The sequence below is a fragment of the Microbacterium hibisci genome (genome assembly GCF_015278255.1).
GTDB lineage: Bacteria > Actinomycetota > Actinomycetes > Actinomycetales > Microbacteriaceae > Microbacterium > Microbacterium hibisci.
The window spans coordinates 203780-228478 of sequence record NZ_JADIJC010000004.1 but is presented as its reverse complement, the minus strand read 5'-3'; the positions used below and the strand labels follow the sequence as shown (position 1 = coordinate 228478).

Annotated in this window: 24 protein-coding genes and 2 tRNA genes; 11 read left to right on the top strand and 15 right to left on the bottom strand. The window is 68.4% G+C overall.

All coding sequences use genetic code 11. The features are described from left to right. The first annotated feature begins 88 nt into the window (after positions 1-88). Positions 89-1783 (top strand): Stk1 family PASTA domain-containing Ser/Thr kinase, encoded by a 1695-nt coding sequence (gene pknB, locus IM770_RS09245; RefSeq protein WP_203580843.1) that lies wholly within the window; start codon positions 89-91, stop codon positions 1781-1783. A 13-nt stretch (positions 1784-1796) separates the two neighbouring features. On the opposite strand, the gene IM770_RS09240 is transcribed toward pknB, so the two are convergent. From IM770_RS09240 to IM770_RS09230, 3 genes are read right to left on the bottom strand one after another with little or no spacing between them, the layout of a single operon-like run. After that, complete coding sequence (locus IM770_RS09240) at positions 1797-2447, bottom strand: anthranilate synthase component II (RefSeq protein ID WP_203580842.1); 651 nt, start codon at positions 2445-2447, stop codon at positions 1797-1799. Further along, positions 2444-2632, bottom strand: a complete 189-nt coding sequence (locus tag IM770_RS09235) for a hypothetical protein (protein WP_203580841.1) — start codon at positions 2630-2632, stop codon at positions 2444-2446. Before IM770_RS09235 ends, IM770_RS09240 begins: the two co-directional genes overlap by 4 nt. Then, on the bottom strand, positions 2632-3420 hold the full coding sequence (locus IM770_RS09230; protein WP_307785417.1) for a class E sortase: 789 nt from the start codon (positions 3418-3420) through the stop codon (positions 2632-2634). Before IM770_RS09230 ends, IM770_RS09235 begins: the two co-directional genes overlap by 1 nt. A 55-nt stretch (positions 3421-3475) precedes the next feature. Between IM770_RS09230 and IM770_RS09225 the strand changes: the two genes are divergently transcribed. Then, a complete protein-coding gene (locus IM770_RS09225) occupies positions 3476-3715 on the top strand; it encodes a cell division protein CrgA (protein ID WP_203580839.1) in 240 nt (79 codons plus the stop codon). Between the two features lie 176 nt (positions 3716-3891). On the opposite strand, the gene IM770_RS09220 is transcribed toward IM770_RS09225, so the two are convergent. Continuing rightward, positions 3892-4782 carry a rhomboid family intramembrane serine protease gene (locus IM770_RS09220; RefSeq protein WP_203580838.1) on the bottom strand — a complete coding sequence of 297 codons (891 nt, stop codon included), beginning with the start codon at positions 4780-4782 and terminating at the stop codon, positions 3892-3894. A gap of 9 nt (positions 4783-4791) precedes the next feature. Then, positions 4792-5364: a peptidylprolyl isomerase gene (locus IM770_RS09215; protein ID WP_203580837.1), complete on the bottom strand. Its 573-nt coding sequence runs from the start codon at positions 5362-5364 to the stop codon at positions 4792-4794. Positions 5365-5460: 96 nt separating this feature from the next. Here IM770_RS09215 and IM770_RS09210 point away from each other — a divergent pair, with 96 nt between their 5' ends. Further along, entirely contained in the window at positions 5461-5976 is a 516-nt protein-coding gene (locus tag IM770_RS09210) for a DNA helicase (protein ID WP_203580836.1), read from the top strand. Next, the gene (locus IM770_RS09205) at positions 5969-6490 is read left to right on the top strand and encodes an aminoacyl-tRNA deacylase (protein WP_203580835.1); all 522 of its coding nucleotides are present in this window, start codon (positions 5969-5971) and stop codon (positions 6488-6490) included. The genes IM770_RS09210 and IM770_RS09205 overlap by 8 nt, the downstream gene beginning before the upstream one ends. A 19-nt stretch (positions 6491-6509) precedes the next feature. Here the strand turns inward: IM770_RS09205 and IM770_RS09200 are convergent, their stop codons facing one another. The 3 genes from IM770_RS09200 to IM770_RS09190 form a co-directional block, all read right to left on the bottom strand. Next, on the bottom strand, positions 6510-6950 hold the full coding sequence (locus IM770_RS09200; RefSeq protein WP_203580834.1) for an NUDIX hydrolase: 441 nt from the start codon (positions 6948-6950) through the stop codon (positions 6510-6512). Positions 6951-7023: 73 nt separating this feature from the next. Further along, positions 7024-7096, bottom strand: a tRNA-Ala gene (locus IM770_RS09195). A gap of 95 nt (positions 7097-7191) precedes the next feature. Next, positions 7192-7265: transfer RNA gene (locus IM770_RS09190), tRNA-Ile, on the bottom strand. An 85-nt stretch (positions 7266-7350) separates the two neighbouring features. Between IM770_RS09190 and IM770_RS09185 the strand changes: the two genes are divergently transcribed. Next, complete coding sequence (locus tag IM770_RS09185) at positions 7351-8064, top strand: VIT1/CCC1 transporter family protein (protein WP_203580833.1); 714 nt, start codon at positions 7351-7353, stop codon at positions 8062-8064. A 65-nt stretch (positions 8065-8129) separates the two neighbouring features. Here IM770_RS09185 and IM770_RS09180 read toward each other — a convergent pair whose 3' ends face one another. From IM770_RS09180 to dnaA, 7 genes are all read right to left on the bottom strand, one after another. Beyond that, positions 8130-8534 (bottom strand): DUF3566 domain-containing protein, encoded by a 405-nt coding sequence (locus IM770_RS09180; protein ID WP_203580832.1) that lies wholly within the window; start codon positions 8532-8534, stop codon positions 8130-8132. Then, positions 8531-11170, bottom strand: coding sequence for a DNA gyrase subunit A (gene gyrA, locus IM770_RS09175; RefSeq protein WP_203580831.1), 2640 nt, complete (start codon positions 11168-11170; stop codon positions 8531-8533). Before gyrA ends, IM770_RS09180 begins: the two co-directional genes overlap by 4 nt. 100 nt (positions 11171-11270) lie before the next feature. Next, positions 11271-13313: a DNA topoisomerase (ATP-hydrolyzing) subunit B gene (gyrB, locus tag IM770_RS09170; protein ID WP_203580830.1), complete on the bottom strand. Its 2043-nt coding sequence runs from the start codon at positions 13311-13313 to the stop codon at positions 11271-11273. 121 nt (positions 13314-13434) lie between these two features. Further along, entirely contained in the window at positions 13435-13998 is a 564-nt protein-coding gene (locus tag IM770_RS09165) for a DciA family protein (protein ID WP_203580829.1), read from the bottom strand. Next, a complete protein-coding gene (recF, locus tag IM770_RS09160; protein WP_203580828.1) occupies positions 13991-15217 on the bottom strand; it encodes a DNA replication/repair protein RecF in 1227 nt (408 codons plus the stop codon). Before recF ends, IM770_RS09165 begins: the two co-directional genes overlap by 8 nt. Before the next feature lie 82 nt (positions 15218-15299). After that, positions 15300-16454 carry a DNA polymerase III subunit beta gene (dnaN, locus tag IM770_RS09155; protein ID WP_203580827.1) on the bottom strand — a complete coding sequence of 385 codons (1155 nt, stop codon included), beginning with the start codon at positions 16452-16454 and terminating at the stop codon, positions 15300-15302. Between the two features lie 478 nt (positions 16455-16932). Beyond that, positions 16933-18375, bottom strand: coding sequence for a chromosomal replication initiator protein DnaA (dnaA, locus tag IM770_RS09150; RefSeq protein WP_203580826.1), 1443 nt, complete (start codon positions 18373-18375; stop codon positions 16933-16935). Positions 18376-18686: 311 nt separating this feature from the next. Between dnaA and rpmH the strand changes: the two genes are divergently transcribed. From rpmH to rsmG, 6 genes are read left to right on the top strand one after another with little or no spacing between them, the layout of a single operon-like run. Further along, positions 18687-18824: a 50S ribosomal protein L34 gene (rpmH, locus tag IM770_RS09145; RefSeq protein WP_005054680.1), complete on the top strand. Its 138-nt coding sequence runs from the start codon at positions 18687-18689 to the stop codon at positions 18822-18824. 17 nt (positions 18825-18841) lie between these two features. Next, positions 18842-19180: a ribonuclease P protein component gene (rnpA, locus tag IM770_RS09140; protein ID WP_203580825.1), complete on the top strand. Its 339-nt coding sequence runs from the start codon at positions 18842-18844 to the stop codon at positions 19178-19180. Continuing rightward, positions 19177-19533: a membrane protein insertion efficiency factor YidD gene (yidD, locus tag IM770_RS09135; RefSeq protein ID WP_203580824.1), complete on the top strand. Its 357-nt coding sequence runs from the start codon at positions 19177-19179 to the stop codon at positions 19531-19533. The genes rnpA and yidD overlap by 4 nt, the downstream gene beginning before the upstream one ends. Positions 19534-19541: 8 nt before the next feature. Then, positions 19542-20687 (top strand): membrane protein insertase YidC, encoded by a 1146-nt coding sequence (gene yidC / locus IM770_RS09130; RefSeq protein ID WP_203580823.1) that lies wholly within the window; start codon positions 19542-19544, stop codon positions 20685-20687. Positions 20688-20722: 35 nt separating this feature from the next. Next, complete coding sequence (locus IM770_RS09125; RefSeq protein ID WP_203580822.1) at positions 20723-21241, top strand: Jag family protein; 519 nt, start codon at positions 20723-20725, stop codon at positions 21239-21241. A gap of 49 nt (positions 21242-21290) precedes the next feature. Further along, positions 21291-21920 (top strand): 16S rRNA (guanine(527)-N(7))-methyltransferase RsmG, encoded by a 630-nt coding sequence (gene rsmG, locus IM770_RS09120; protein WP_203580821.1) that lies wholly within the window; start codon positions 21291-21293, stop codon positions 21918-21920. The last annotated feature ends 2779 nt before the right edge of the window (positions 21921-24699 follow it).

Sequence of the window (24699 nt, the reverse complement as noted above, 5' to 3'; positions counted from 1 at the left end):
TGAGTGAGTCCGCAGAGCGGGTCACGCGAGACGCGTGGCCCGCTCCGGCTCGGCTAGTCTGGCTGATGTCCGCAGGCAGGGAGAGACCGTGACAGCTGAGCCGCGCGTGCTTTCGGGGCGCTATCGCATCGACGAGCCGATCGGCAGGGGCGGCATGGCGAGCGTCTACCGCGGGTACGACCTGACGCTCGGCCGCGAGGTCGCGATCAAGATCCTCGACCGCGAGCTGGCCGACGACAACGCGTTCCGCACACGCTTCCGCCTCGAGGCTCAGGCCGCGTCCCGCATGGCGCACCCCACCATCGTGCGGGTGTACGACGCCGGCGAGGATTCGCTCACCGCTCCCGACGGCACGGTCCGCCCGGTTCCCTTCATCGTGATGGAGCTCGTGAAGGGCCGGCTGCTCAAAGACATCATCGCTTCGGGCCCGGTTCCGGTGACGGATGCCGTCCGCTACGTCGACGGCATCCTCGAGGCGCTCGAGTACTCGCACCGGGCGGGCGTGGTCCACCGCGACATCAAGCCGGGCAACGTCATGGTGACCGACGCCGGCCAGGTGAAGGTGATGGACTTCGGCATCGCCCGTGCGGTGTCCGACAGCTCGTCCACCGTCGCCGAGACGACGCAGATCCTCGGCACGGCCGCGTACTTCTCGCCCGAGCAGGCCAAGGGCGAGCCCGTCGACGCCCGCGCCGACGTCTATTCCACGGGCGTGGTGCTGTACGAGCTGCTCACCGGCCGGCAGCCCTTCCGCGGCGAGTCTCCGGTGGCCGTCGCATACCAGCACGTCAGCGAGGCGCCGATCCCGCCGTCCGAGGTGAACGACACGGTTCCGCGCGCACTCGACACGGTCGCCCTCCGCGCACTCGCGAAGGATCCGTTCCAGCGATACCAGGACGCGGCCGGCTTCCGCGAGGCTCTCGACGCGACGATCGACGGGCGCCAGCCGTCCAAGCGACAGGTGGGCGCGCTCACCAGCGAGCTGTACGGACCGAACCCTCGCCAGGCCGCCGAGACCGCGCGTTCGCTGCGGCAGCTGAGCACCGACACGACCATGAAGCGCACGCAGGCCGGCCCGCCGGTGGCGTGGATCTGGGCGGGCGTCGCGCTCCTGGCCGTCCTGCTCATCTCCCTGCTGTTCTGGGTGCTGTCGATCCAGCCGCGAGACGATCTTCCGTCCAGCGTGCGCCAGGTGCCCGAGGTCAGCGGAATGACCTACGAGCGCGCCAACGAGGCCCTGGCCGACGCCGACCTGCGGGCGATCCGCATCGACGAGGAGAACACCGAGGTCGCCGCCGGCAACGTCATCCGCACCGAACCGGCCGCGGGCACCTCGGTCGCGCCCGACGAGCAGGTGCGCGTGTACGTGTCGACCGGGCAGGAGATGTCGACGGTTCCCACGCTCACCGGGCTGGGGCAGGATGCCGCGACCGGCGCGATCACCGGCGCCGGCCTGCAACTGGGCACCATCACACCCCAGAACGACAAGGACCTCGCGGCCGGCACGGTGATCTCGAGCGATCCGGCAGAAGGGTCCAGCGTCGCCGCCGGCACGATGGTCAATCTCGTGGTCGCCTCCGGCCGCGTGACCATCGACGACGTGCGCGGCTACACCGTCGAGGCCGCGACCCGCGAACTCGAGGAGCTCGGACTCACCGTCGTCCCGCAGGAGGATCCGGACTGCGCGGGAGCGAACCCGCCCACCGTGCAGTCGCAGTCACTGCCCCCGGGAGACGTGGCGGTCCGCTCCGAGATCACCCTGACGTACTGCTCGGGCAGCTAGCCGGTCGAGAGGGTCAGGCGCCGTCGCGCCGCGGGCTCATCGTCGCACCGCGGGTCGCGGCATCCGCGAATCCGATCGACGTCAGCCAGTTGCCGAGCAGGCGATACCCGCCCTCGGTGAGCACGCTCTCGGGGTGGAACTGCACCCCGACGATCGGTGCGGTGCGATGCGCGACGCCCATGATCACCCGGCTCGCCGTGCGACTGGTGACGGCGAGGTCTGCCGGCAGCGTGTCGGGGACGATCGCCAGCGAGTGGTAGCGCGTCGCGACGAAGGGATCGGGCAGCCCGTCGTACAGCGACGAGCCGTCGTGGTGCACGAGCGACGTCATGCCGTGCATGAGCTCTGGCGCATGGTCGACCCGGCCGCCGAACGCCTCGGCGATCGCCTGGTGACCCAGACAGACGCCGAGGAGCGGGATGCCGGCGGCCGCTGCCGCGCGGACCACGTCGATCGACGCACCCGCGTCGGCCGGCGTGCCGGGACCGGGCGAGACGAGCACCCCGGGTCGCCCGGCGATGTCGCGCGCGGGGTCGGAGATCGCGTCGGCCTCGACCAGGTCGGTCCGCGCCCCGAGCTCGTGCAGGTAGCCGATCAGCGTGTGGACGAAGCTGTCGTGGTTGTCGACGACGAGGATCGGCTCCGACGGCAGGGCCGACGTCATGACACCGACGATGCGGGCGGGGCGGCCGGGAGCGTCACCGTGACCTCCTGAGGGTTGACGAACTGGCTCACCCACGGGAACACGTAGAAGACGAGGCCGTACAGCACCGCCGCGAGGAGCGCGAGCAGGATCAGCACCCGCACCCACCACGGTCCGGGAAGGACGTGCCACAGCGCCGCGTACATCAGGCCACCGCCTGGAGGGACGACGGAGCACCGGCGTCGCGGGGCGTGAACGACTCGAACACGCCGTAGGCGACGATCCGCTCGGTCATCGCGTACATGGGACTGCAGCTGGTGAGCGTGATGTAGGCCGTGCCGGCGGGGACGTCCATCGCCTGCGGGACGGGGAGAAGCACCTCGACCTCGTTCGGCGTGACGTACTCGAGGGTGCGGAAGCGATACGTGAACCACCCCTCCCGCGTCTCGACGACGATGGCGTCGCCGATGCGCAGGTCGGCGATGCGGTTGAACGGCTTGCCCCACGTGGTGCGATGCGCGGCGAGGGCGAAGTTGCCCGGCTCGCCCGGCATCCGCGTGCCCGGATAGTGGCCGATGCCGATCGGGTCCAGCGTGCGCGGGCGGCTCACACCGCCGGCCATCGGCATCGCGTAATCCGCGCCGAACCGGGGGATGTACATGACGCCGAACCTCTCGCCGTCGGCGGGCTCGGGAAGGACCGGCGGCGGGGCGGTGACGGGGGCGGCGGGGTCGGTGGCGTCGGGCTCGGGGGCGGCGACAGGATTCTCGGCGGCCCACTGCTCCTCGAACTCCTGCGAAAGCTCGGTGCCCTCGGCGTTGCGCTCGGCGCCGTAGATGAGGTCGCCGACCCACAGCTGCCACACCACGTAGAGCAGCACGATGACGCCGGCGGTGATGAGCAGTTCGCCGATGACGCCGACGACGGACGTGCGCCGTCGCGGGGACCGCCCCCTGCGCGCGGCGCGCCCCAGCTCGGACACCGCTTCATCCACAGGGGGATTGTCGCACAGCGTGGGTTGAGGTGCGCTGACAGTTAGACTCTTGTGCATGGCACGACCCGGCAAAGACGACGACTCGCTCGTCGAGCGCGCAGAAGGCGAGGCCGCACCCAATCCGGTGTGGTTCAAGCCGATCATGATCGGACTGATGCTCATCGGTCTGGTCTGGATCCTCGTCTTCTACCTGAGCGGCATGCAGTACCCGATCCCGGGCATCGGCCCGTGGAATCTGGTCATCGGATTCGGGATCGCCTTCATCGGCTTCCTGATGACGACGCGCTGGCGGTAGCGAATCCCATCAACAGCGAAAGCCCCGGTCTATGACGACCGGGGCTTTTCGGTGCGCGCACGCGGCGGACGCGGCATCCGTCAGTTGTTAACAACCCTGTTAACAGGTGTGAATTACACCCGTGTGATTCTCCCCACCTGTGGAAGAACCTGTGGATAACTCCGACGCGGTGCGGCTCAGCCGAGGATGAGCGCGGGGAACAGGGCGGGCACGAAGAGCAGCGCGATCATCCCCGCACCCACGGCGACCAGCAGCCCGATCTGGAGCCCGCGCTGCCGGACCGCGCGCGTGCGCGTGAAGATGAACGCCACCAGCAGACCGGCGACCAGCCCTCCGACGTGCGCCTGCCACGAGACGTTGAAGCCGGGGATGAAGCCGATGACCAGGTTGATTCCCAGCACGATCGCGATGCCGGCGATGTTCGCGCCGATATGCCGCCCGATCACGAGGAGCGCGCCGAAGAGGCCGAAGATGGCGCCGGATGCCCCGACCACCGGCGTCGCGAACGACAGCAGCGTCACGGCGACGGAGCCGCCCAGGGCGCTCAGGAGATACAGCGTGAGGAACCGCCAGCGGCCGAGGAGCGGCTCGAGGCTGCGGCCGATCATCCACAGCGCGAGCATGTTGAGCCCCACATGCCAGATGCCGGAGTGGACCAGCGACACGGTCACGAGTCGCCACGGTTCGAAGGGGCCCCCGAACTGCGGGTACATCAGCGGCGCCCAGTACAGCAGCGCCTCCTGGATCGACTCGCCGATCCCCGGGATGAGGGTGAGGAGGTACACGAACGCGGTGATCCCGATGATCGTGTACGTGACGATGGGCTGCCCGGACGACGCCGACATCGCCCGCGGGCGCGACCACCGACGCTCGGCCTTCCGCTGCGCCGGCGACTGGGACTTCTGCTGATCGCGCAGGCACTCCGGGCAGACGACGCCCACCGCGGCGGGCGTCTGGCATTCCGGGCAGATCGTGCGCAGGCATCGCTGGCAGAGCACGAAGCTCTGCCGATCAGGATGCCGGTAGCAGAAGTTCTCGCGGTTGCGCTGGAAGTCGTCGGTGGTCACGCGCGGCGGTCAGACCGTGGCGATGTCGATGGACTCGATGACGACAGGCTCGACCGGACGGTCGCCCGCAGCGGTCGGAACCTCGGCGATGGTGTCGACGACGGCCTTCGAGGCGTCGTCGGCGACCTCGCCGAAGATCGTGTGCTTGCCCTGCAGCCACTCCGGACCGCGGCCGCCCTGGCCGGGGACGGTGATGAAGAACTGCGAGCCGTTGGTGCCCTCGGGCTTGCCGGTGATCGCGTTGCGGCGCAGGCCGGCGTTCGCCATCGCGAGCTTGTACGGCTCGGTGAAGGTGAGCTCGCCGTTGATCTCGTCGTTGAAGTTGTAGCCCGGGCCGCCGACGCCCTGACCGAGCGGGTCGCCGCCCTGGATCATGAAGCCCGAGATGATGCGGTGGAAGATGACGTCCTTGTACAGGGGTCCGTCGCCGGGCTTGCCGGTCGCGGGGTGCGTCCAGGCCTGCGAGCCGTCGGAGAGGCCGATGAAGTTCTGCACGGTGCGGGGCGCGTGGTCGCCGAACAGGTTGACGAGGATGTCGCCGTAGTTGGTGTGGATCGTTGCGACTGCGGTGTGAAGCGGCATTCCTACATTGTCTCAGAGTTCCCTGCAACCCCTCCCGTCTCAGCAGTGGTCTGGCAAGATGGGGAGACCGACATCCCCACGACAGGGAGGGCAACCGTGAGCCTCAGCCGCAAGCGCAAGAAGGAACTCCAGAAGCTGCAGAAGCAGGCCGGAAACCTGTGGGAGGCCCAGCAGGTGCTGGTCGGCGAGGCCGCTTCGGTCGCGCGCGAGGCCAGCCGCCAGCTCGGGAACTACGGCCGTGAGCAGGTCCGGCCCCAGGTGCAGGCCGGCTACGAGCGATACGCCGCGCCGTATGTCGACAAGGGCAAGAAGGTCGTCAACGGAACGGTCATCCCCGCCGCGGGAGCCGTCGTCGGCTCCGCGCTCTCGGTGTGGGACGCCGCGAACGACACGCGGTCTCGCCTGGCCGACGGCCGCGGCATCGACCTCAAGGCGTCGTTCAAGAAGGCGGCTCCCGAGCCGGTGAAGAAGGGTCTCGGCGCCGGCGGCTGGATCGCCATCATCCTCGGCGTCGCCGCCGCGGTGGGAGTGCTGTACGCCGCGTGGCAGACGCTGCGCGCCGACGACGAGCTCTGGGTCGCGGACGACCCGCTGCGCGCACCGGATGCCTGAGCCCGCTCCCGGCGACACCCGGGAGCCGGTCTCCGGCGACACTGCGCAGGGCGTCGACCGCGTTCGCGCGGCGGCGGCCGCGCGCGGCCTGGCGATCGAGATCCGCGAGCGCCCGGCCGCGAACAGCCTTCCCGAGGCGGCCGCCATCCTCGGCATCGCGCCCTCGGGCATCGTGAAGACCCTGGTCGTCAAGCGCAGCGACGACACCTATCTGTTCGCGCTGATCCCGGGTGATCGCGCGATCTCATGGCCGAAGCTGCGCGCCGTCGTCGGCGTCAACAAGCTGCAGCTGCCCGACCCGGCGCGCGCCCTCGCCGCCACCGGCTACGAGCGGGGCACCATCGTGCCGCTGGGCAGCACGCACGACTGGCCGATCTACGCCGACGGCGCGATCGTCGGTCAGCGCATCGCGATGGGTGCGGGCGCCCACGGCTACGGCATGTTCGTCGACGCCGACGACCTCATCGCCGCCTACGGCGCGACGGTCGCCGACATCTCGCAGCCCATGGAGTGACCCCGCCCCTCGCGAGCGCTCAGCGCTTCGTCGGCAGCACGACGCCGGCCATCTCGAGCGCGATGTCGACGAGCTTGACGCGCTGGAGTCCGCGCACATCGGCCAGCGGGAACCAGTCGGCGCGGTCGGTCGAGCCGTCCTTCTCGTGCCGGAGGCGTCCGCCGGTGACGCGCGCCCGGTAGACGATGCGCAAGGTGTGAAGCGGCGCCTCCGCCCCCTCCTTCAGTCGCCGACCGGGAGGGATCACGCGCGAATGGATGCCGAGCAGCCCTTCGATCGCGACGCGGTACCCCGTCTCCTCCCGCACCTCGCGGCGGGCGGCACGCTCCGGATCCTCACCGGGCTCGAGACCACCGCCCGGCATGGTCCATGCGGCGCGCCGGCCCTCGTTCCAGTGAGCGAGCAGGATACGGTCGTCCTCGTCGACGATGACGGCGTAAGCCGCGACGCGCAGATCCATGCTTCACCCTAACCGCGCGGGCCGCACAGGAGAACGAAGAAGCCGGTCCCGCAAGGGAACCGGCTTCGGAGTGTGGAGCCTAGGAGATTCGAACTCCTGACATCCTGCTTGCAAAGCAGGCGCTCTACCAACTGAGCTAAGGCCCCGGGGCTTTGATGTGATCGCGGACTTCGTCCGCTCAACAGGACTCAATCGGCTCGGCAGTGACTGCAAGCATCGCTGCGCTCGCCTCAATCGCCTGTGGGGCTACCAGGACTTGAACCTGGGACCTCTTCATTATCAGTGAAGCGCTCTAACCGCCTGAGCTATAGCCCCGTCTGCTGCTTCGCCTGCGCGCCGCAACCTCCAAGACTTTACCCGACGAATCCGGATTTCACGAATCGGCTGGTTGACTGGGCACGTGACGGCTGACTCCCATCCCCACGAGCCCCACGGCGCCGGCCTCGGGCAGCGTTTGAACTGGCTCCGCGCGGGCGTGCTGGGCGCGAACGACGGCATCGTCTCGGTCGCCGCGCTGGTGGTCGGCGTCGCCGGCGCGACCACCGATACCGGCGCGCTGTTCACGGCCGGCATCGCGGGCCTCGTCGGCGGTGCCATCTCGATGGCGCTCGGCGAATACGTCTCGGTGAGCAGCCAGCGCGACACCGAGCGCGCCCTCATCGCCAAGGAGCGCCGCGAACTGCATGAGATGCCGGAGGAGGAGCTCGCCGAGCTGGCGCAGCTGTATCGCGCGCGCGGGCTGACCGAGGAGACCGCACGACAGGTCGCGCTCGAGCTCACCGCACACGACGCGCTGTCGGCCCACCTCGAGGTCGAGCTGCACATCGACCAGGACGACCTCGTCAACCCGTGGCACGCGGCCGTCTCGTCGGCGATCGCCTTCACGCTCGGCGCGCTGCTGCCGCTGCTGGCGATCCTGCTGCCACCGCCCGAGTGGCGGGTGCCCGTCACCTTCGTCGCGGTGCTCATCGCCCTCGCGGTCACCGGCACGGTCTCGGCCCACCTCGGCGGCGCTCCGCGCCTGCGCGCGGCGACTCGTCTCGTGCTGGGCGGGGCGCTGGCGCTCGTCGCGACCTGGCTCATCGGAACGCTGCTCGGCACCACCGTGGTGTAGCGAGAAGCACGAAGCGCCGGCATCCGGAATCGAGATCCACGGATGCCGGCGCTCCGGCATGTGCGTCAGTTCGAGGTGAAGCCGACCAGAAGGCCGCCGGTCACCTTGACCGCGAGGTTGTAGATGCCCGCGACGACGGCTCCGAGCACCGTCACGACGACGAGGTTCAGGATCGCGACGACCGCCGAGAACGCCAGCACCTGTGGGAAGCTCACGAAGTCAGACAGCAGGATGCTGCCGTCGGAGAAGCTGGCGAAGAACTCGTCGGCCTTGCCGATGAGGCCGGTGGTCGAGACGACGAGGAAGACCATGACGAACGAGACCACGGTCACCACGGCGATGGCGATCGCCGCGAGGAACGACAGCTTCACGGCGGACCAGAAGTCGATGTACACCAGGCGCAGGCGCACCTGCTTGGCGCTGGTCTTGTGACTGGACTTCTTGGCGAGCTTGTCGGCTACTGTGCTCATGCGTCAGTGCTCTCTTCGGGGGTATCGGGAGAGGCGTCCGGTCCGGTGGCGTCGTTCTCTGCAGCGGTCTCGGGGGATGGAGCCGCTGCGGCGCCGTCGGCGGATGCGTCCTCAATTTCTTCAGCCAGGCCGCGTTCGCCGTTGCGGGCGATAGCGAGGATGCGATCGTCGTCGCCGGAGCGGGCGAACACGACACCCATCGTGTCTCGACCCTTGGCGGGGACCTCGGCCACGGCAGAGCGTACCACCTTGCCGCTGGCAAGAACCACCAAGACCTCGTCGTCCTCCGAGACGATCAGACCGCCCGCGAGATCGCCCCGATCCTCGCTCAGTTTGGCCACCTTGATGCCCAGTCCGCCGCGGTTCTGCACCCGGTACTGGTCCACGGCGGTGCGCTTGGCATATCCGCCCTCGGTGACCACGAAGACATACCCGTCGTCGGTCGCGACCGATGCCGAGAGCAGCTTGTCACCCGCACGGAAGTCCATGCCCTTCACGCCGGAGGTCGACCGGCCCATCGGGCGCAGCGCCGAATCCGTCGCCGAGAAGCGCAGCGACATGCCGTGCCGGCTGATGAGGAGGATGTCGTCGCCCTCGTCGACCAGCAGCGCGCTGACGACCTCGTCGTCGGGTCCCGCCTCGACCTCGTCGCCGTCTTCGGGCACCTGGCCGCGCAGCTTGATGGCGATGATGCCGCCCTGCCGGTTGGTGTCGTACTCGGTGAGGCGCGTCTTCTTCACCAGGCCGCTGCGGGTGGCGAGCACCAGGTAGGTCGCGACCGAGTAGTCGCGGATGTCGAGGATCTGCGCGATCTCCTCGTCGGGCTGCAGGGCGAGGAGGTTCGCGACGTGCTGACCCTTGGCGTCGCGCCCGGCCTCGGGCACCTCGTAGGCCTTCGCGCGGTACACACGGCCCTTGTTCGTGAAGAACAGCAGCCAGTGGTGCGTCGTCGTGACGAAGAAGTGCTCGACGACGTCGTCGGCGCGCAGCTGCGCCCCCTTGACGCCCTTGCCGCCCCGGTGCTGCTGGCGATAGTTGTCGCTGCGCGTGCGCTTGATGTAGCCGTCGCGCGTGACGGAGATGACCATCTCCTCTTCGGGGATGAGGTCTTCCATCGACATGTCGCCGTCGAAGCCGTGCAGGATGTGCGTGCGGCGATCGTCGCCGAACTTGTCGACGATGGCGGTGAGCTCCTCGCGCACGATGTCGCGCTGGCGCTGCGGCGTGGCGAGGATGTCCTGGAAGTCGGCGATCTGCAGCTCGAGCTCGGCGGCCTCGTCGATGATCTTCTGGCGCTCGAGGGCGGCGAGGCGGCGCAGCTGCAGCTGCAGGATCGCGTCGGCCTGGATCTCGTCGACGTCGAGCAGCTGCTGCAGACCCTCGTTGGCCTCCTGCGCCGAGGGCGACCGGCGGATGAGCGCGATGACCTCGTCGAGCGCGTCGAGCGCCTTGAGGTAGCCGCGCAGAATGTGCATGCGCTCTTCGGCCTTGCGCAGGCGGTACGCGGTGCGGCGCACGATCACGTCGATCTGGTGCTCGAGCCACAGCGTGATGAACCCGTCGAGCGACAGCGTGCGCGGCACGCTGTCGACGATCGCGAGCATGTTCGCGCCGAAGTTCTCCTGCAGCTGCGTGTGCTTGTACAGGTTGTTCAGCACGACCTTGGCGACGGCATCCCGCTTCAGCACCACCACGAGGCGCTGACCGGTGCGGTCCGAGGTCTCGTCGCGGATGTCGGCGATGCCTGTGATCTTGCCGTCGCGCGCGAGGTCGCCGATCTTGACGGCGAGGTTGTCGGGGTTCACCTGATACGGCAGCTCGGTGATCACGAGGCACGTGCGGCCCTGGATCTCTTCGATCGCCACCACTGCGCGCATCGTGATCGAGCCGCGACCGGTGCGGTACGCCTCGCGGATGCCCTTGGTGCCGAGGATCTGGGCGCCGGTCGGGAAGTCGGGGCCGGGGATGCGCTCGAGGAGCGCCTCGAGCAGCTCCTCGCGCGACGCCTCGGGGTGCTCGAGCGCCCACAGCGCGCCGTCGGCCACCTCGCGGAGGTTGTGCGGCGGGATGTTGGTGGCCATGCCGACCGCGATGCCGACCGACCCGTTGACGAGGAGGTTGGGGAAGCGCGCCGGGAGGACCGAGGGCTCCTGCGTCTGACCGTCGTAGTTCGGCTGGAAGTCGACGGTCTCCTCTTCGATGTCGCGCACCATCTCGAGTGCGAGCTGAGCCATCTTGGTCTCGGTGTACCGCGGGGCGGCGGCGCCCATGTTGCCGGGCGAGCCGAAGTTGCCCTGGCCCTGGGCGAGCGGGTAGCGCAGCGACCACGGCTGCACGAGGCGGACGAGGGCGTCGTAGATCGCCGTGTCGCCGTGCGGGTGGTACTGGCCCATGACCTCGCCGACGACGCGCGCGCACTTCGAGAACGACTTGTCGGGGCGGAAGCCGCCGTCGTACATGCCGTAGATCACGCGGCGGTGCACGGGCTTCAGCCCGTCGCGCACGTCGGGCAGCGCCCGGCCGATGATGACGGCCATCGCGTAGTCGAGGTAGCTGCGCTGCATCTCCAGCTGCAGGTCGACCTGGTCGATCCGGCCGTGATCGTGTTCGGGTTCGGGGCGTTCGTCTTCAGCCATGTCTTCTTCGATTCTTGTTGCGTTTCGAGATCGGCTTGCGGCGTTTCGACTCGCTGCGCTCGCTCAACGAACGACGGCAGCTCGCTGCGCTCGCCTGTTCTTATATGTCGAGGAAGCGGACGTCCTTGGCGTTGCGCTGGATGAACGTGCGGCGGGACTCGACGTCCTCGCCCATGAGCACCGAGAAGATCTCGTCGGCGGCGGCCGCGTCGTCGATGGTGACCTGGCGGAGCGTGCGGGTGGTGTGGTCCATCGTCGTCTCCCACAGTTCCTTGGCGTTCATCTCGCCGAGGCCCTTGTAGCGCTGGATGCCCTCCTTGGGGATCCGCTTGCCGCTTGCGAGGCCGTCCGCGAGCAGCGCGTCGCGCTCCTTGTCGGAGTAGACGTACTCGTGAGCCGCGTTTGTCCACTTGAGGCGGTACAGCGGCGGCATCGCGAGGTAGACGAAGCCGGCCTCGATGAGTCCGCGCATGTAGCGGAACAGCATGGTGAGCAGCAGCGTGGTGATGTGCTGGCCGTCGACGTCGGCATCCGCCATCAGCACGATCTTGTGATAGCGGGCCTTGTCGATGTCGAAGTCCTCGCCGATGCCCGTGCCGAAGGCCTGGATCATCGCCTGCACCTCGCGGTTGCCGAGCGCCTTGTCGAGGCGCGCGCGCTCGACGTTGAGGATCTTGCCGCGGAGGGCCAGGATCGCCTGGGTGTGCGGGTCGCGTCCTTGCACCGCCGAGCCGCCGGCGGAGTCGCCCTCGACGAGGAAGATCTCGCTGATCGACGGGTCTTTGCTGGTGCAGTCCTTCAGCTTGTCGGGCATCGCCGCCGACTCGAAGACGCTCTTGCGGCGCGCGGTCTCGCGCGCCTTGCGGGCGGCCATGCGCGCGGTCGCCGCGTCGATCGCCTTCGTGATGACTCGCTTGGCCTGCACCGGGTTGCGGTCGAGCCAGTCGGCGAGCTGGTCGCCGACGACCTTCTGCACGAACGCCTTCGCCTCGGTGTTGCCGAGCTTGGTCTTCGTCTGACCCTCGAACTGCGGCTCGGACAGCTTCACCGAGATGACGGCGGTCAGGCCCTCGCGGATGTCGTCGCCGGTGAGGTTGTCGTCCTTCTCCTTGAGGAGGTTCTTGTCGCGCGCGTAGGTGTTGATGCGCGTGGTGAGCGCGGCGCGGAAGCCTTCTTCGTGCGTGCCGCCCTCGTGCGTGTTGATGGTGTTCGCGAAGGTGAACACGTTCTCGGTGTAGCTCGTGGTCCACTGCATCGCCAGCTCGAGCGAGATGTGGCGGACGGTGTCCTCCGACTCGATCTCGATGATCTCGTCGTTCACGACATCGGCGTGGCGCACCTTGTTGAGGTACTCGACATAGTCGACGAGGCCGCGCTCGTAGTAGAAGTCGTCGAACGGCTGACGCTCCTCGGAGCCGCCGCCCTCGGCATCCGTCACGTACGTCGACTCGGGGCGCTCGTCGGCCAGCGTGATGCGCAGGCCCTTGTTGAGGAACGCCGTCTGCTGGAAGCGCGTGCGCAGCGTGTCGTAGTCGAAGTGGACCGACTCGAAGATCGTGTCGTCGGGCCAGAACTCGATCGTGGTGCCGGTCTCTTCGGTCGGCTCGCCCTTCGCGAGGGGCGCCTGCGGCTGCCCGCCGTCGCGGTACGACTGGCGCCACACATTGCCCTGGCGCTTGACCTCGACGTCGAGACGCGTCGACAGCGCGTTCACGACCGACGAGCCGACGCCGTGCAGGCCGCCCGAGACCGCGTAGCCGCCGCCGCCGAACTTGCCGCCCGCGTGCAGGACGGTCAGCACGACCTCGACCGTCGACTTGCCCTCGGTGCGGTGGATGTCGACCGGGATGCCGCGGCCGTTGTCGACGCAGCGGATGCCGCCGTCGGGCAGGATCGTGACGTTGATGGTGTCGCAGAAGCCGGCGAGGGCCTCGTCGACGGAGTTGTCGACGATCTCGTACACGAGGTGGTGGAGGCCGCGCTCACCGGTCGAGCCGATGTACATGCCGGGGCGCTTGCGGACGGCCTCGAGGCCCTCGAGCACCTGGATGGCGTCTGCCCCGTACTCGCTGGGAACCCCATTCGGGCTCTGCGGGAGCGTTTCGGGTTCCTCGGAAACGTTATCGGGGTTGTCAGACGTCATCTTCGCGAGGGCTCCAGATCCTTCGACACGGGCCCTGACAGTCTATCGGGTAACAGCCCGATCACAGCGCTCTACGGCCCTGTGACGCCCGGAAATCGATCGGGACGGCTCCTGACGTGACTTATCCGTAGGTATCGCGCGGGCCCCGCCCTGGAATCGTTCTGGGACCCCATTTCCAGGAGGGGACGTCGGGGCCGATGAAGCGCACCGCGTTCACCCCCGCCTCGGGGTACCTCCGGACGATCTCCGAGAGGATGTGCGCACGCATCAGCTGCAGCTGCTTCGCCCACGCCGTCGAGTCCGCCTGGATGGTCAGCGTGCCCTCCGAGAAGGCGACGGGCCGGGTGTGCTTGGCCGTGTCGTCGCCGGCCACCTGATCCCACGCGCGGACCACGTCCTCGCGCGCCAGCTGGGCGTCCCATCCCGACTCCCGCGTCAGATCGGCGAGCACATCGCCGACGCCGCGCGGGTCGCGTCCCGGTGCGAACGGGATGTTCTCGTCGTCCTCGGTGCGCCGGCGCCGCTTCTTGCGCCACGACCGGGCCGACGGCTCGAGCCCGCGGAGCCGCAGATAGGTCGCGATCGTCTCCGGCACCGCCGTGCGGTCGGCGGGCGGTTCGGATCGGGAGACGGATGCCGCGTCCTGCGGCTTCTCGGTCCCCGAGCCCGTTGAGGGGTCAGACATCCGTCGCCCCCGGCTCCGATACCGGCGACGCGTCGTCCGGCGGAACGATGCGTCCGGCCTCGACCCGCACCATGCGGGCGCGCAGCACCTCGGGCACATCGCCCTCGACCGCGGCGGTCACGACCACCTGCTCGTAGTCGCCGGCGAGTCCGGCCAAGCGCGCGCGGCGGTCGGCATCGAGCTCTGCGAAGACGTCGTCGAGGATCAGCACCGGGTCGCCGAGGCGCGAGTCGGCGCGCAGGAGCTCGGCCGACGCGAGTCGCAGCGACAGCGCGACCGACCACGACTCGCCGTGCGAGGCGTACCCCTTCACCGGAAGGCCGCGGATCCGCAGGAGCAGGTCGTCGCGGTGCGGACCGACGAGCGTGAGGCCGCGCTCGAGCTCGGACATGCGCTTCGCCGCCAGTGCCTGCCGGAAGAGGTCGGCGATCCGCTCGGTCTGCGGCGAACCGGATTCCGGCGCCGCAGCGACCGGAGCCGCGGCGCCTGACATCGAGTCGCCGTCTTCGCCGGTCTCGGCACCGGCCACGGAGAGGGCCCATTCGATCTCGGGCCGGTGATCGGCGCCGGCGATCGCCGTGTACGCCGCGGCGAGCGGCGTCGCGAGATCCGCGGCGAGGGCCAGACGCGCGGCGATGAGCTGCGTGCCGAGAGCGACGAGCTTGTCGTCCCACACGTCGAGGGTCGAGAGGGCGTCGCCCCGGACCCCGCGGGCCTTCGCGGACTTCAGCAGCGCGGTGCGCTGCTTGAGCACCCGGTCGTAGTCGGCGATGACGCCGGCCATGCGGGGAGCCCGCTGCACCAGGAGCTGATCGGCGAACCGCCGGCGCGCCGACGGGTCGCCGCGCACGATCTGCAGGTCTTCGGGAGCGAACAGCACGACCTGGGCGTAGCGCGGAAGCTCGGCCGGCTTCACCGGCGAGCCGTTGACCCGCGCTTTGTTCGAGCCCTGGCGATTGACCTGCGCCTCGAGCTGCACGCGACGCTCACCGTGTGCCAGCCGGGCGCGGATGATCGCGGCATCCGCGCCGTCCCGCACCATCGGCGCATCGTTCGACACCCGGTGCGACCCGAGGGTGGCGAAGAAGCCGATGGCCTCGGCGAGGTTCGTCTTGCCCTGACCGTTGCGCCCGACGAAGACATTCGGACCCGGGCCCAGGTCGACGTCGGCGGCCGCATAGTTGCGGAAGTCGACCAGACTCAGGTGCTCCACGATCACTGGACAAGCCTAATGATCGGGGCCGACGTCGTGCCCGGTCGTTGAGCGAGCGAGGAACGAGCGAGACGAAACGTGTCGGGGATCAGCGCAGGAGGAGGTTGGGCTGCAGCAGGTAGCGGAAGGAGTCCGAACCCGCGCGGTCGACCGACGTCTGCGGGGTGATGAGCACCGGGCTGAGCTTGTTGGCGTTCTCGCTCGAGGTGAACGTGATGCGCACGAACTCGCTCTTGACCGCGCCGAGCGACTCGAGCAGGTACTGCGGGTTGAGGCCGAGCGTGACCTCGTCGCCGCCGAGCAGCGTCGCATCGACGGACTCGGTGGCGCGCGCCTGCTCGGTGCCCGAGGCATCCATCGACACGCTGTCTGTCGTGAACGTGAACCGCAGCGGGGCGGAGCGGTCGAGCACGAGCGACACACGGCGCACGGCCTCGGCGAGCTCGGCGGTGTTCACGACCGCGTGGTGTTCGGTCTGCTCGGGGAACAGTCGCCGGACGGGCGGGAAGTTGCCCTTGATGAGCAGCGACGTCACCGTCTTGTTGCCGGCCGTGAAGGCGATGATCTCGCGGTCGCCCGAACCCGAGAACGCGATCGAGATGTCGCCGCCGTGGGCGAACGTCTTGCCGACCTCGGTGAGGGTGCGAGCGGGCACGAGTGCCGTGGTCGACTCGTCGGATGCGGCCGTGCCGCCGTCCCACGGGATGTCGCGGAGCGCGACGCGGTACCGGTCGGTGGCGACGAGGCTCAGGTTGGTGCCCGAGACCTCGAGCTGCACGCCGGTGAGCACGGGGGTCACGTCGTCGCGCGACGCGGCGAAGGCGACCTGCGCGATGGCGGTCGCGAAGTCCTCGGCCGGGACGAGGCCGGAGTCTCCGGTGACCTCGGGAATGGCCGGGTACTCCTGCACCGGCATGGACGCGAGGGTGAAGCGCGCCGAGCCGCACGTCAGCAGGATGCCGCCGTCGTCGTCGACCTCGATCTGGATCGGGGCGTTCGGCAGGCGGCTGGCGATGTCGGAGAGCAGCCGGCCGTGGACGAGGATTGTGCCGGGATCGTCGACCGTCGCCTCGATCGTGGTGCGGGCGGATGCCTCGTAGTCGAAGGCGGCGAGCGAGAGACCCTCTTCGGTGGCCTCGATCAGCACGCCGGCCAGGATCGGCTGGGGGTTGCGCTGCGGGAGGAGCTTGACGACGAACGACACGGCTTCGCTGAACACATCGCGGTTGACGTGGAACTTCACGAACGCTCCCTCTGCAGCGGTCCCGCAGTCTGCGGGCTCGGGGTTCTCATGCTAGTGCCAGCCTCCGAGATTGCCAGTCCGATGTGAGCCCGAGCCCCTCTCCACCGCAAAGGTGATCGGACGGGTTTCATCAGAGAGATTTCTTGTCATGGTGTTAACGGCTGTGGAAACTGTGGACAACCGTCGCGTTGCCAGTCGGGACATGGAAACCACAAGAGTGTGAGTTGTGGAGCGGCTGCGGAGGGAGTTCGGAGAGACGGATGCCGCGACCCCCGGCATCCGTCATCCATCCACAGGCATCCGACCGTCGTTCACAGCCGTTTCCGCAGCTTGTGAGAGTTATCCACAGGTTTTCCACACTGTGAAGAACCGAAATGATGGCCCTGCTCGAGGCGGGTGTCAAGAACTTCTTCTGGCATATGCACCGATGGGTCCGCGCGCCGTAACGCGAGGACCCATCTGAGGTGGTATGCGGGCGTCAGCGGCCGTTGCGACCCAGCTGCGCGGTGATCTCGGTGACCTGGTTGTAGATCGACCGGCGCTCCTTCATGAGCTCGCTGATCTTCTTGTACGCGTACATGACGGTGGTGTGGTCGCGGTTGCCGAACAGCTGCCCGATCTTGGGCAGCGACAGGCTCGTGCGCTCGCGACACAGGTACATCGCGATCTGCCTCGCCTGCGCGACGGACTGCGAACGGCTCGAGCCGTACAGGTCGTCGACGGTGAGCTTGAAGTAGGCCGCCGTGGCCGTGATGATGTCGGTCGGCGAGATGACGTTGGCGTCGTCCTGGTCGACGATGTCGCGCAGCACCGTCTGGGCGAGCGACATGTCGAGCGTGGACCGGTTGAGGCTCGCGAACGCCGAGACCCGGATGAGGGCGCCCTCGAGCTCGCGGATGTTGCTCGAGACGACGGTGGCGATGTACTCCAGCACCTCGTCGGGGATGTGGAGCCGCTCGGACTGCGCCTTCTTGCGCAGGATCGCGATGCGGGTCTCGAGGTCGGGCGCCTGCACATCGGTGATGAGGCCCCACTCGAACCGGCTGCGCATGCGGTCCTCGAAGCCGGTGAGGTGCTTCGGCGGCACGTCGCTGGTGATCACGACCTGCTTGTCGTGGTCGTGCAGCTGGTTGAAGGTGTGGAAGAACGCCTCCTGCGTCTCCGCGCGACCCTGCAGGAACTGGATGTCGTCGATGAGCAGGATGTCGACATCCCGATACCGCGCCTGGAATGCCGAGCCGCGGTTGTTGGCGATCGAGTTGATGAAGTCGTTGGTGAACTCCTCGCTCGACACGTACCGGACGCGGATGCCGGCGTAGAGGCTGAGCGCGTAGTCGCCGATCGCGTGGAGGAGGTGCGTCTTGCCGAGCCCGGAGTCGCCGTAGATGAACAGCGGGTTGTACGCCTTCGCCGGCGCCTCGGCGACGGCGACCGCCGCGGCATGCGCGAAGCGGTTGGACTGTCCGATGACGAAGTTGTCGAACGTGTACTTGGGGTTCAGCCGGGTGTCGCTGCGCGAGACGGATGCCGTGTCCACCGGCTCTTCCAGCGGCGGACGCCCGACGGGGGCTGCGCTCTGCATGACGGGCGCGGAGGCCGCCGGCGAGGGGATCGCGATGGGGGCCGTGAGGTGGGCGTCGGCGAGCTCGGGATTGACCACGACCCGGAAGTTCGACGCGGGGTCCTGGACGTCTTCGGCGACACGGGTGAGCGCCTCGAGGATCGGAGCCCGCATGCGCTTGGTGAACTGCGCGGCCGTGAGATCGTTCGGCACGTCGAGGTACAGCGTTCCGCCCATCACACCCTGCGGCACCGCGAGGTTGATGAAGCCGTGCAGCTGCGGGGTGATGCGATCGTCTCGCACGAGTTCGTCCAGGACGGCCGTCCAGACCGGTACATCTGGAACGTCGTGCGGTGTCATGGCCCCCCCGGGTTGTCGAATGATTCCACCGGAGGCCGCGGAACGAACGGTCCAGGCCTGTGGATAACTGCCGGAGCCACGCTAAGTCAGGAGGCATCGCGTGAGCAAACTCCACTGTAGAACCGGCCTGCGTGTCGGTGCCAGGGTCGAATGGCCCGGCGCGGCATAATGACACGTTCTGTGCTCGGTTTGAGTTCTCGGGCGTCTCGACGTAGCCTTAATCGGTTGACTTATGCCCTCGTGGCGGTCGCCCCTGTACACACGTCCCCGGTCTCGAGCGTCCCGGTGACACCTGATCGGAAGTAATCCTCATGAGCAAGCGCACCTTCCAGCCCAACAACCGTCGCCGCGCCAAGAAGCACGGCTTTCGCGCCCGCATGCGCACGCGCGCCGGCCGCAGCATCCTCTCGGCCCGCCGCGCCAAGGGCCGCACCGAGCTCTCGGCCTGACTCGATTCAGTCCTGCGGTGCTCGCGAGGTCGAACCGACTCACCCGCGGGACGGAATACAAGGCCGTCGTCCGTCGGGGTCGTCGGTGTGCCGGAGCGCACACCGTGACCTACGTCAACCGCGCCGTGACCGATGGTCCGGCGCGGTTCGGCTTCATCGTGAGCAAGCAGGTGGGCGGCGCCGTCGTGCGCAACACCGTCCGCCGACGCCTGAAAGCGCTGTGCTTCGAGTCCCTCGAAGCGGTCGCGCCGGGCAGTGACGTCGTGATCCGGGCGCTGCCGAGCGCGGCATCCGCGTCCTTCGCCGATCTGCGCACCGACGTCGAGAAGTGTCTCGCCCGAAGGGCTGCCGCATGAGCGTCCTGCCCGCCTACGCGTTCGGAGAAGCCGAGTTCTCGGCATCCGATTCCCTGCGCAGTGTTCCGCTGCTCCCCCGCAATGCCGTCCTCGCACTGCTGCACGGATACCGCGCCACCATCTCGCACACGTACGGCGACGTCTGCAAGTACTACCCGTCGTGCTCGGCGTATGCCGTCGGCGCGGTCCAGCAGCACGGAGCCATCGTGGGCTCCGCGCTCACCGCCGCTCGCATCGCACGCTGCCACCCCTGGGCGGTCGGCGGCGTCGACGACGTCCCGCCGCGCAAGAACTTCCGGCACGCCCTGACCCGCCACGGGTTCGTCGTGCCCGCCCCCACCGGAAAGGACTGATCCACCGCATGGATCTCTTGTCAGCCCTGGCCTCGACGCCGTCGCCCTCCGCTCCGGCGACGAACGGAGGATTCGACCTCTTCGGCATCATCCTGTGGCCGCTGAAGTGGGCCGTCGAGGCCGTGCTCGTCTTCTGGCACTGGCTCTTCACGGCGATCGGCCTGCCGCCGGCGGACGGCATCACGTGGGTGCTGGCGATCGTCGGTCTGGTGATCGTGGTGCGCTCGGCGATGATCCCGCTGTTCGTTCGGCAGATCAAGAGCCAGCGCAAGATGATGGAAATCGCTCCTGAACTGCGAAAAGTTCAGGAGAAGTACAAGGGCAAACGCGATCAGCTCTCTCGCGAGGCGATGAGCCGCGAGACGATGGCGCTGTACAAGAAGCACGGTACGACGCCGGTCTCGAGCTGTCTGCCGCTCCTGGTGCAGATGCCCGTCTTCTTCGCGCTCTTCAGCGTGCTGAACGACGTCACCAAGCACTACAACGCCGGCACCGGCGGTGTCGGCCTGCTCAACGCGGAGCTGACGGCCGAGTTCTACAACGCGAAGCTGTTCGGCGTCGCGTCGCTGCACGAGACGCTCATCGACGCCGTGAACTCCGGCAACACCCCGGCGATCATCATCCTCGTCGTGCTGGTCGTGCTCATGATCGCGTCGCAGTTCTTCACCCAGCTGCAGATCATCTCGAAGAACCTGTCGCCCGAGGCCAAGACCGGCCAGGCGTACCAGATGCAGAAGATCATGCTCTACATCCTTCCGCTGGGCTTCATCTTCTCCGGTGTGTTCTTCCCGCTCGGCGTCGTCATCTACTGGTTCGTGTCGAACCTGTGGACGATGGGTCAGCAGTTCCTGGTCATCCGCGAGATGCCCACGCCCGGCTCCGACGCCGCGAAGGCGCGCGAGGAGCGACTGGCGCGCAAGGGCAAGGCAATCGACTCCTCGGGCAAGGTCGTGCCGATGGAGAAGTACCAGGCTGAGCAGCAGCGCCTGTACGAAGAGGCCGAGCGCGCCCGTGCCGCCGCTCCCAAGCGCCAGCAGCCGGTGAGCAAGCAGCGCGCCAAGAAGCAGGCGCAGAAGCAGCCCGGACAGAAGCAGGGCGGCTCGGGCGGATCGAGCGGCGATGCCGGCTCCGGTGGCTCCGGCTCCGCCTCCTGACCACTTCCCGATCTGACGCCCCCGAGGATCACGACATGACCACGTCTTCCGACCACGCCCCCGTCGACACGCGCGACGAGCGGCTCCCCGCCACTGTCGCCCAGCTCGAGGAGGAGGGTGACGTCGCGGCGGACTTCATCGAAGGCCTGCTCGACATCGCCGACATCGACGGCGACCTCGACCTCGACGTGCGTGCGGGCCGCGCGTACGTCTCGGTCGAGGCACCGGCCGGCGGGTCCGTCGCCCTGATCGCCGCGCCCGACACGGTGCAGGCGCTGCAGGAGCTGACGCGCATCGCCGTGCAGAACCGCACGGGGCGGTTCTCACGCCTCATCCTCGACATCGGCGGCTCGCGCGACGCGCGCCAGCACGAGCTCACCGCGCTCGTGGACCGGGCGATCGCCCGCCTCGAGGACGGCGCCTCGCAGGCATCGCTGCCGGCGATGTCGAGCTACGAACGCAAGGTCGTGCACGACATCGTCGCCGATCGCGGCTTCGTGTCGGAGTCGTACGGCGAGGGGGCTGACCGCCACACCGTGATCCGTCGCGGCTGACGCGCGACGTTTCACGTGGAACATCCGTCTTTGTCTCGAGGAGAATGACGTGACGACGATCGAGATCGAGCCGGAACCGGCCGCTGCGGCCGCGATCTTCGGTGACCGCATCGACGTCGCTCGCCGCTTCACCGAGGCCCTCGGACAGCACGGCGAGGAGCGCGGACTGATCGGCCCGCTCGAGCCGCCGCGACTGTGGTCGCGGCACATCCTGAACAGCGCCGTCATCGCGCCCCTGTTCTCGGGGCGCGTCGGTGACGTCGGATCTGGCGCGGGCCTCCCTGGTCTGGTGCTGGCGATCGCACGGCCGGACGTCGAGTGGGTTCTGATCGAGCCGATGGAGCGCCGGGTCGCATGGCTGTCGGAGCAGGTCGAGTCGCTCGGACTCGACAACGTCGAGGTGCTGCGCGCGCGCGCCGAGGATTGGAAGCGCGGACCTGCTTTGGACGCCGTGACCGCTCGCGCGGTGAGCGCGCTGCGAACCCTGGTGCCGATCACCGCTCCCCTGGTCCGCGACGGCGGCGAGCTCATCCTGCTCAAGGGCACGTCGGCGACCAACGAGATCGAGGCTGCCGAGAAGCAGCTCCGCAAGTTCAAGGTGACGAACGCGCGCGTCGAGATCGTCGGCGAGGGTCTCCTCCCCGAGCCCTCGCGCGTCATCCGCGCCACCGTCCGCTGAGCTCTCGGCGCCGAATCGCACCGATTCCGGCTGCGCGATGCGGCCGGGAACGCCGCGCGCTGCGCCGCAGGGATGATCAGCGCCTGGAGCGGCGAAGCATCAGGGCAGGTGTGTTTCACGTGAAACACCCGCCGCGCTTCTGTTGGCGAGGGCTGCGCGCCGGCGGTGAGTGCCGCTCAGTGGGATGTGTGCGCTTCCTGCTGTTGGAGCGCTAGTTGTCGCTGAGCGACGATGCTCGCTCCCCTGAGGCCGGTGCGTCAGTTGCGCTGAACGGCGATGCTGCCTCCCCTGATGTCGGAGCGGCTCGCTCCCCTGGCACCGGAGCCGCTCGCTCCCCTGGAACCGCAGCACGGGCCGGCGCTTGATGCTCGCCGCGTTCTCGCAGCGTTGATGCGCGGGTGGTAGGAGCGCTCGCCGCGCGTCCGAGAGTCGGTTCATGTGCCGATCCGTCGAGATTTCATCGAGGATTCGTCGTGCGCTGGCGTGGCTTCGTCCCCGTGGCCTGAGAATTGTGCGGTTGGTCGGTGTTCTCGCGCTTACGAGCGAGCAGCGCCCGACGAGATGCCCATCAGGAGTGGTCGGCCACCGACGCGACGGGAGGGCGGCTGAACCTTCTGTCGCGTGGCGATGGTGGCCATCGTGTGTTTCACGTGAAACGTGGCCGGGATCCGAAGCGTCGAGACGAAAGGCTCGCAACTTGCATGAGGGCGCTTGGCCGGACGACGCGTGATGGCGGACGACGCCCGGTGCCGCCGACGCTGCTCGTGGAAAGGTCGAGAATCGGCGGATCGCGAAGTGGCGGACGGCGAGTTTCCGCCGATGTCGCTGGTGCGAGGCACCGCTGTGGTGGCGGCGGAATGTCGCGGTGTTCCTCGTCTTGGTCCCCGCGAGTAGCCTTGGCGGCGCACGGATCTGTGGGCCACGCTTCGTCGGCGGCCGTTGGGGACGCGACTGCTCCGACTGTGCCGCGACCCTTGGTGTCGGTCGACGCTGCGGGGTATTCACGAATGCTGGGGCGGGAGGACCGGTGACGTGGATGGGGGCGAGTATCGGTCCCCCGCGGCTCCGCCCTGTTGCCTTCTCGCACACATGTCGGTGCCGGCGGGATGCGGATGGTGTGTCGCGGGGCGGCGCTTCTGCGGTCGGAAGGAGCCATCGGGTCGGCAGCGACGTGCGCAGTGGCGGATCTCGCCTGCGCGCGCTCGCACGACTTCGCGGACGCCGAACCCGCGGGTGTGGCAAATCGGCGACTCCGAGAACGGGCCGCGAGAGGGTGGCGCGCCTCTGTACGCAGTGATCGGCTCAGGAAAGCACCGGCGTCGTGGCGCCATGGTTCGTCGCGGGGCGTTGCTGCGCGTCCCTTGAGATCCGCATGGTGTGCTGCGTCATGCTGCATGCGCCAGGTCGGGAGGCTTCGGCCGGCTTGTCATCGGTCGACGGCGGGCGGAGCTGACTGAGGTGCGCGAATGTTCTGTGACCATGAGGAACCGTGCGGTCGCCATCGCCGGATCGGCGCCGGTCCGTGCCGACACCGCTGACGGCGAAGCCGCCAGGCCTGCCGAGGACCACCCTGCTTCGACGGCGTATGACCGGGAAGGCCTGGCATTGCTGCGCGCAGGTTGTGACAGCGCGGCGGCGCACTCACGGCTGGATTGTTGCTCTCCCCCACTCTGACGGCGGCGGTCAAGTCGTTGCCGGGTCTACGCACAGCGTTACACGTGAAACACGCTGCGGCATCGGATGTTGTTCGTCGGTGAAGGCTCGTGCGCGGGCTGAACCTCTCGGGGTGCTCGAGTATTCCGAATGAACCGGCCGACGAAGAGTTGCACGCGGTCTTGGCTAATGCCCGCGCGAGGCGGAGTCGCCGCTCTCGGCTGCGATCCGTACTCCCGACGATGGCGACGTTTACCCGGCGCGAAGCCTACGCACGGCGTTTCACGTGAAACACGTCGCTGGAATCGAAGTCGTTCGTCGGTGAGAGCCGTGGGCTTGCTGGGCTTCTGGGGATGCTCGAGTATTCCCAATGAACCGGCGCAGGAACCATTGCAGACGGTCTTGACTGCTGCCGCGCGAAGCGGGCTCGCCCGCAGTCGGTTGCTGCCCTCACTTCCGACGATGGTGGCGTTCATCTGGCGCGAAGGCCACGCACGGCGTTTCACGTGAAACACGTCCCGCAGGCCGATTGTCGTTCGTCGCCGGGAGCTCACCGGCGGGAGCTTGCCGGCGGGAGCTCGCTGGCGGGCTGACCCAGGGGGAACTTGAGCATGTCTCAACGACTCGGCCGGGGGAACCGTTGCAGGCGGTCTCGACTACTGCCCGCGCGAAGCGGGCTCATCCGCTTTCAGCTGCTGTCCGCACTCCAGACGATGGCGACGTTTCTCCGGCGCGAAGGCTACGCACGGCGCTGCACATGAGACACGTCGCGGAGACCGGATGTCCCCGGCAGGAGTTCACGGGCGAGGCGACCCCTCGGGTGGTTTGAGCGATTGCCGATGAACCCGCGGAAGAACCAATGCCATCGTCTTGGCTCTCACCCCCCACGTCGCATCGCCGCTGGGTAGCGGCTGTCCGCGCTCCGACGACGGCGTTCATCCGTCAGCTAAACGACGCACGGCGTTTCACGTGAAACACGTGGCGGAGATCGCACGACCTTCGCCGGTGGGAGCTCGCTCACATGCTGTCCTCTCGGGATGCTTGAGCGTTCCCGATGACCCGGCGGAGGAACTGTGGCTGACGGTTTCGACTGCTGCCCGCGCGTGGCGCTTTCCCCCGTTTGCGC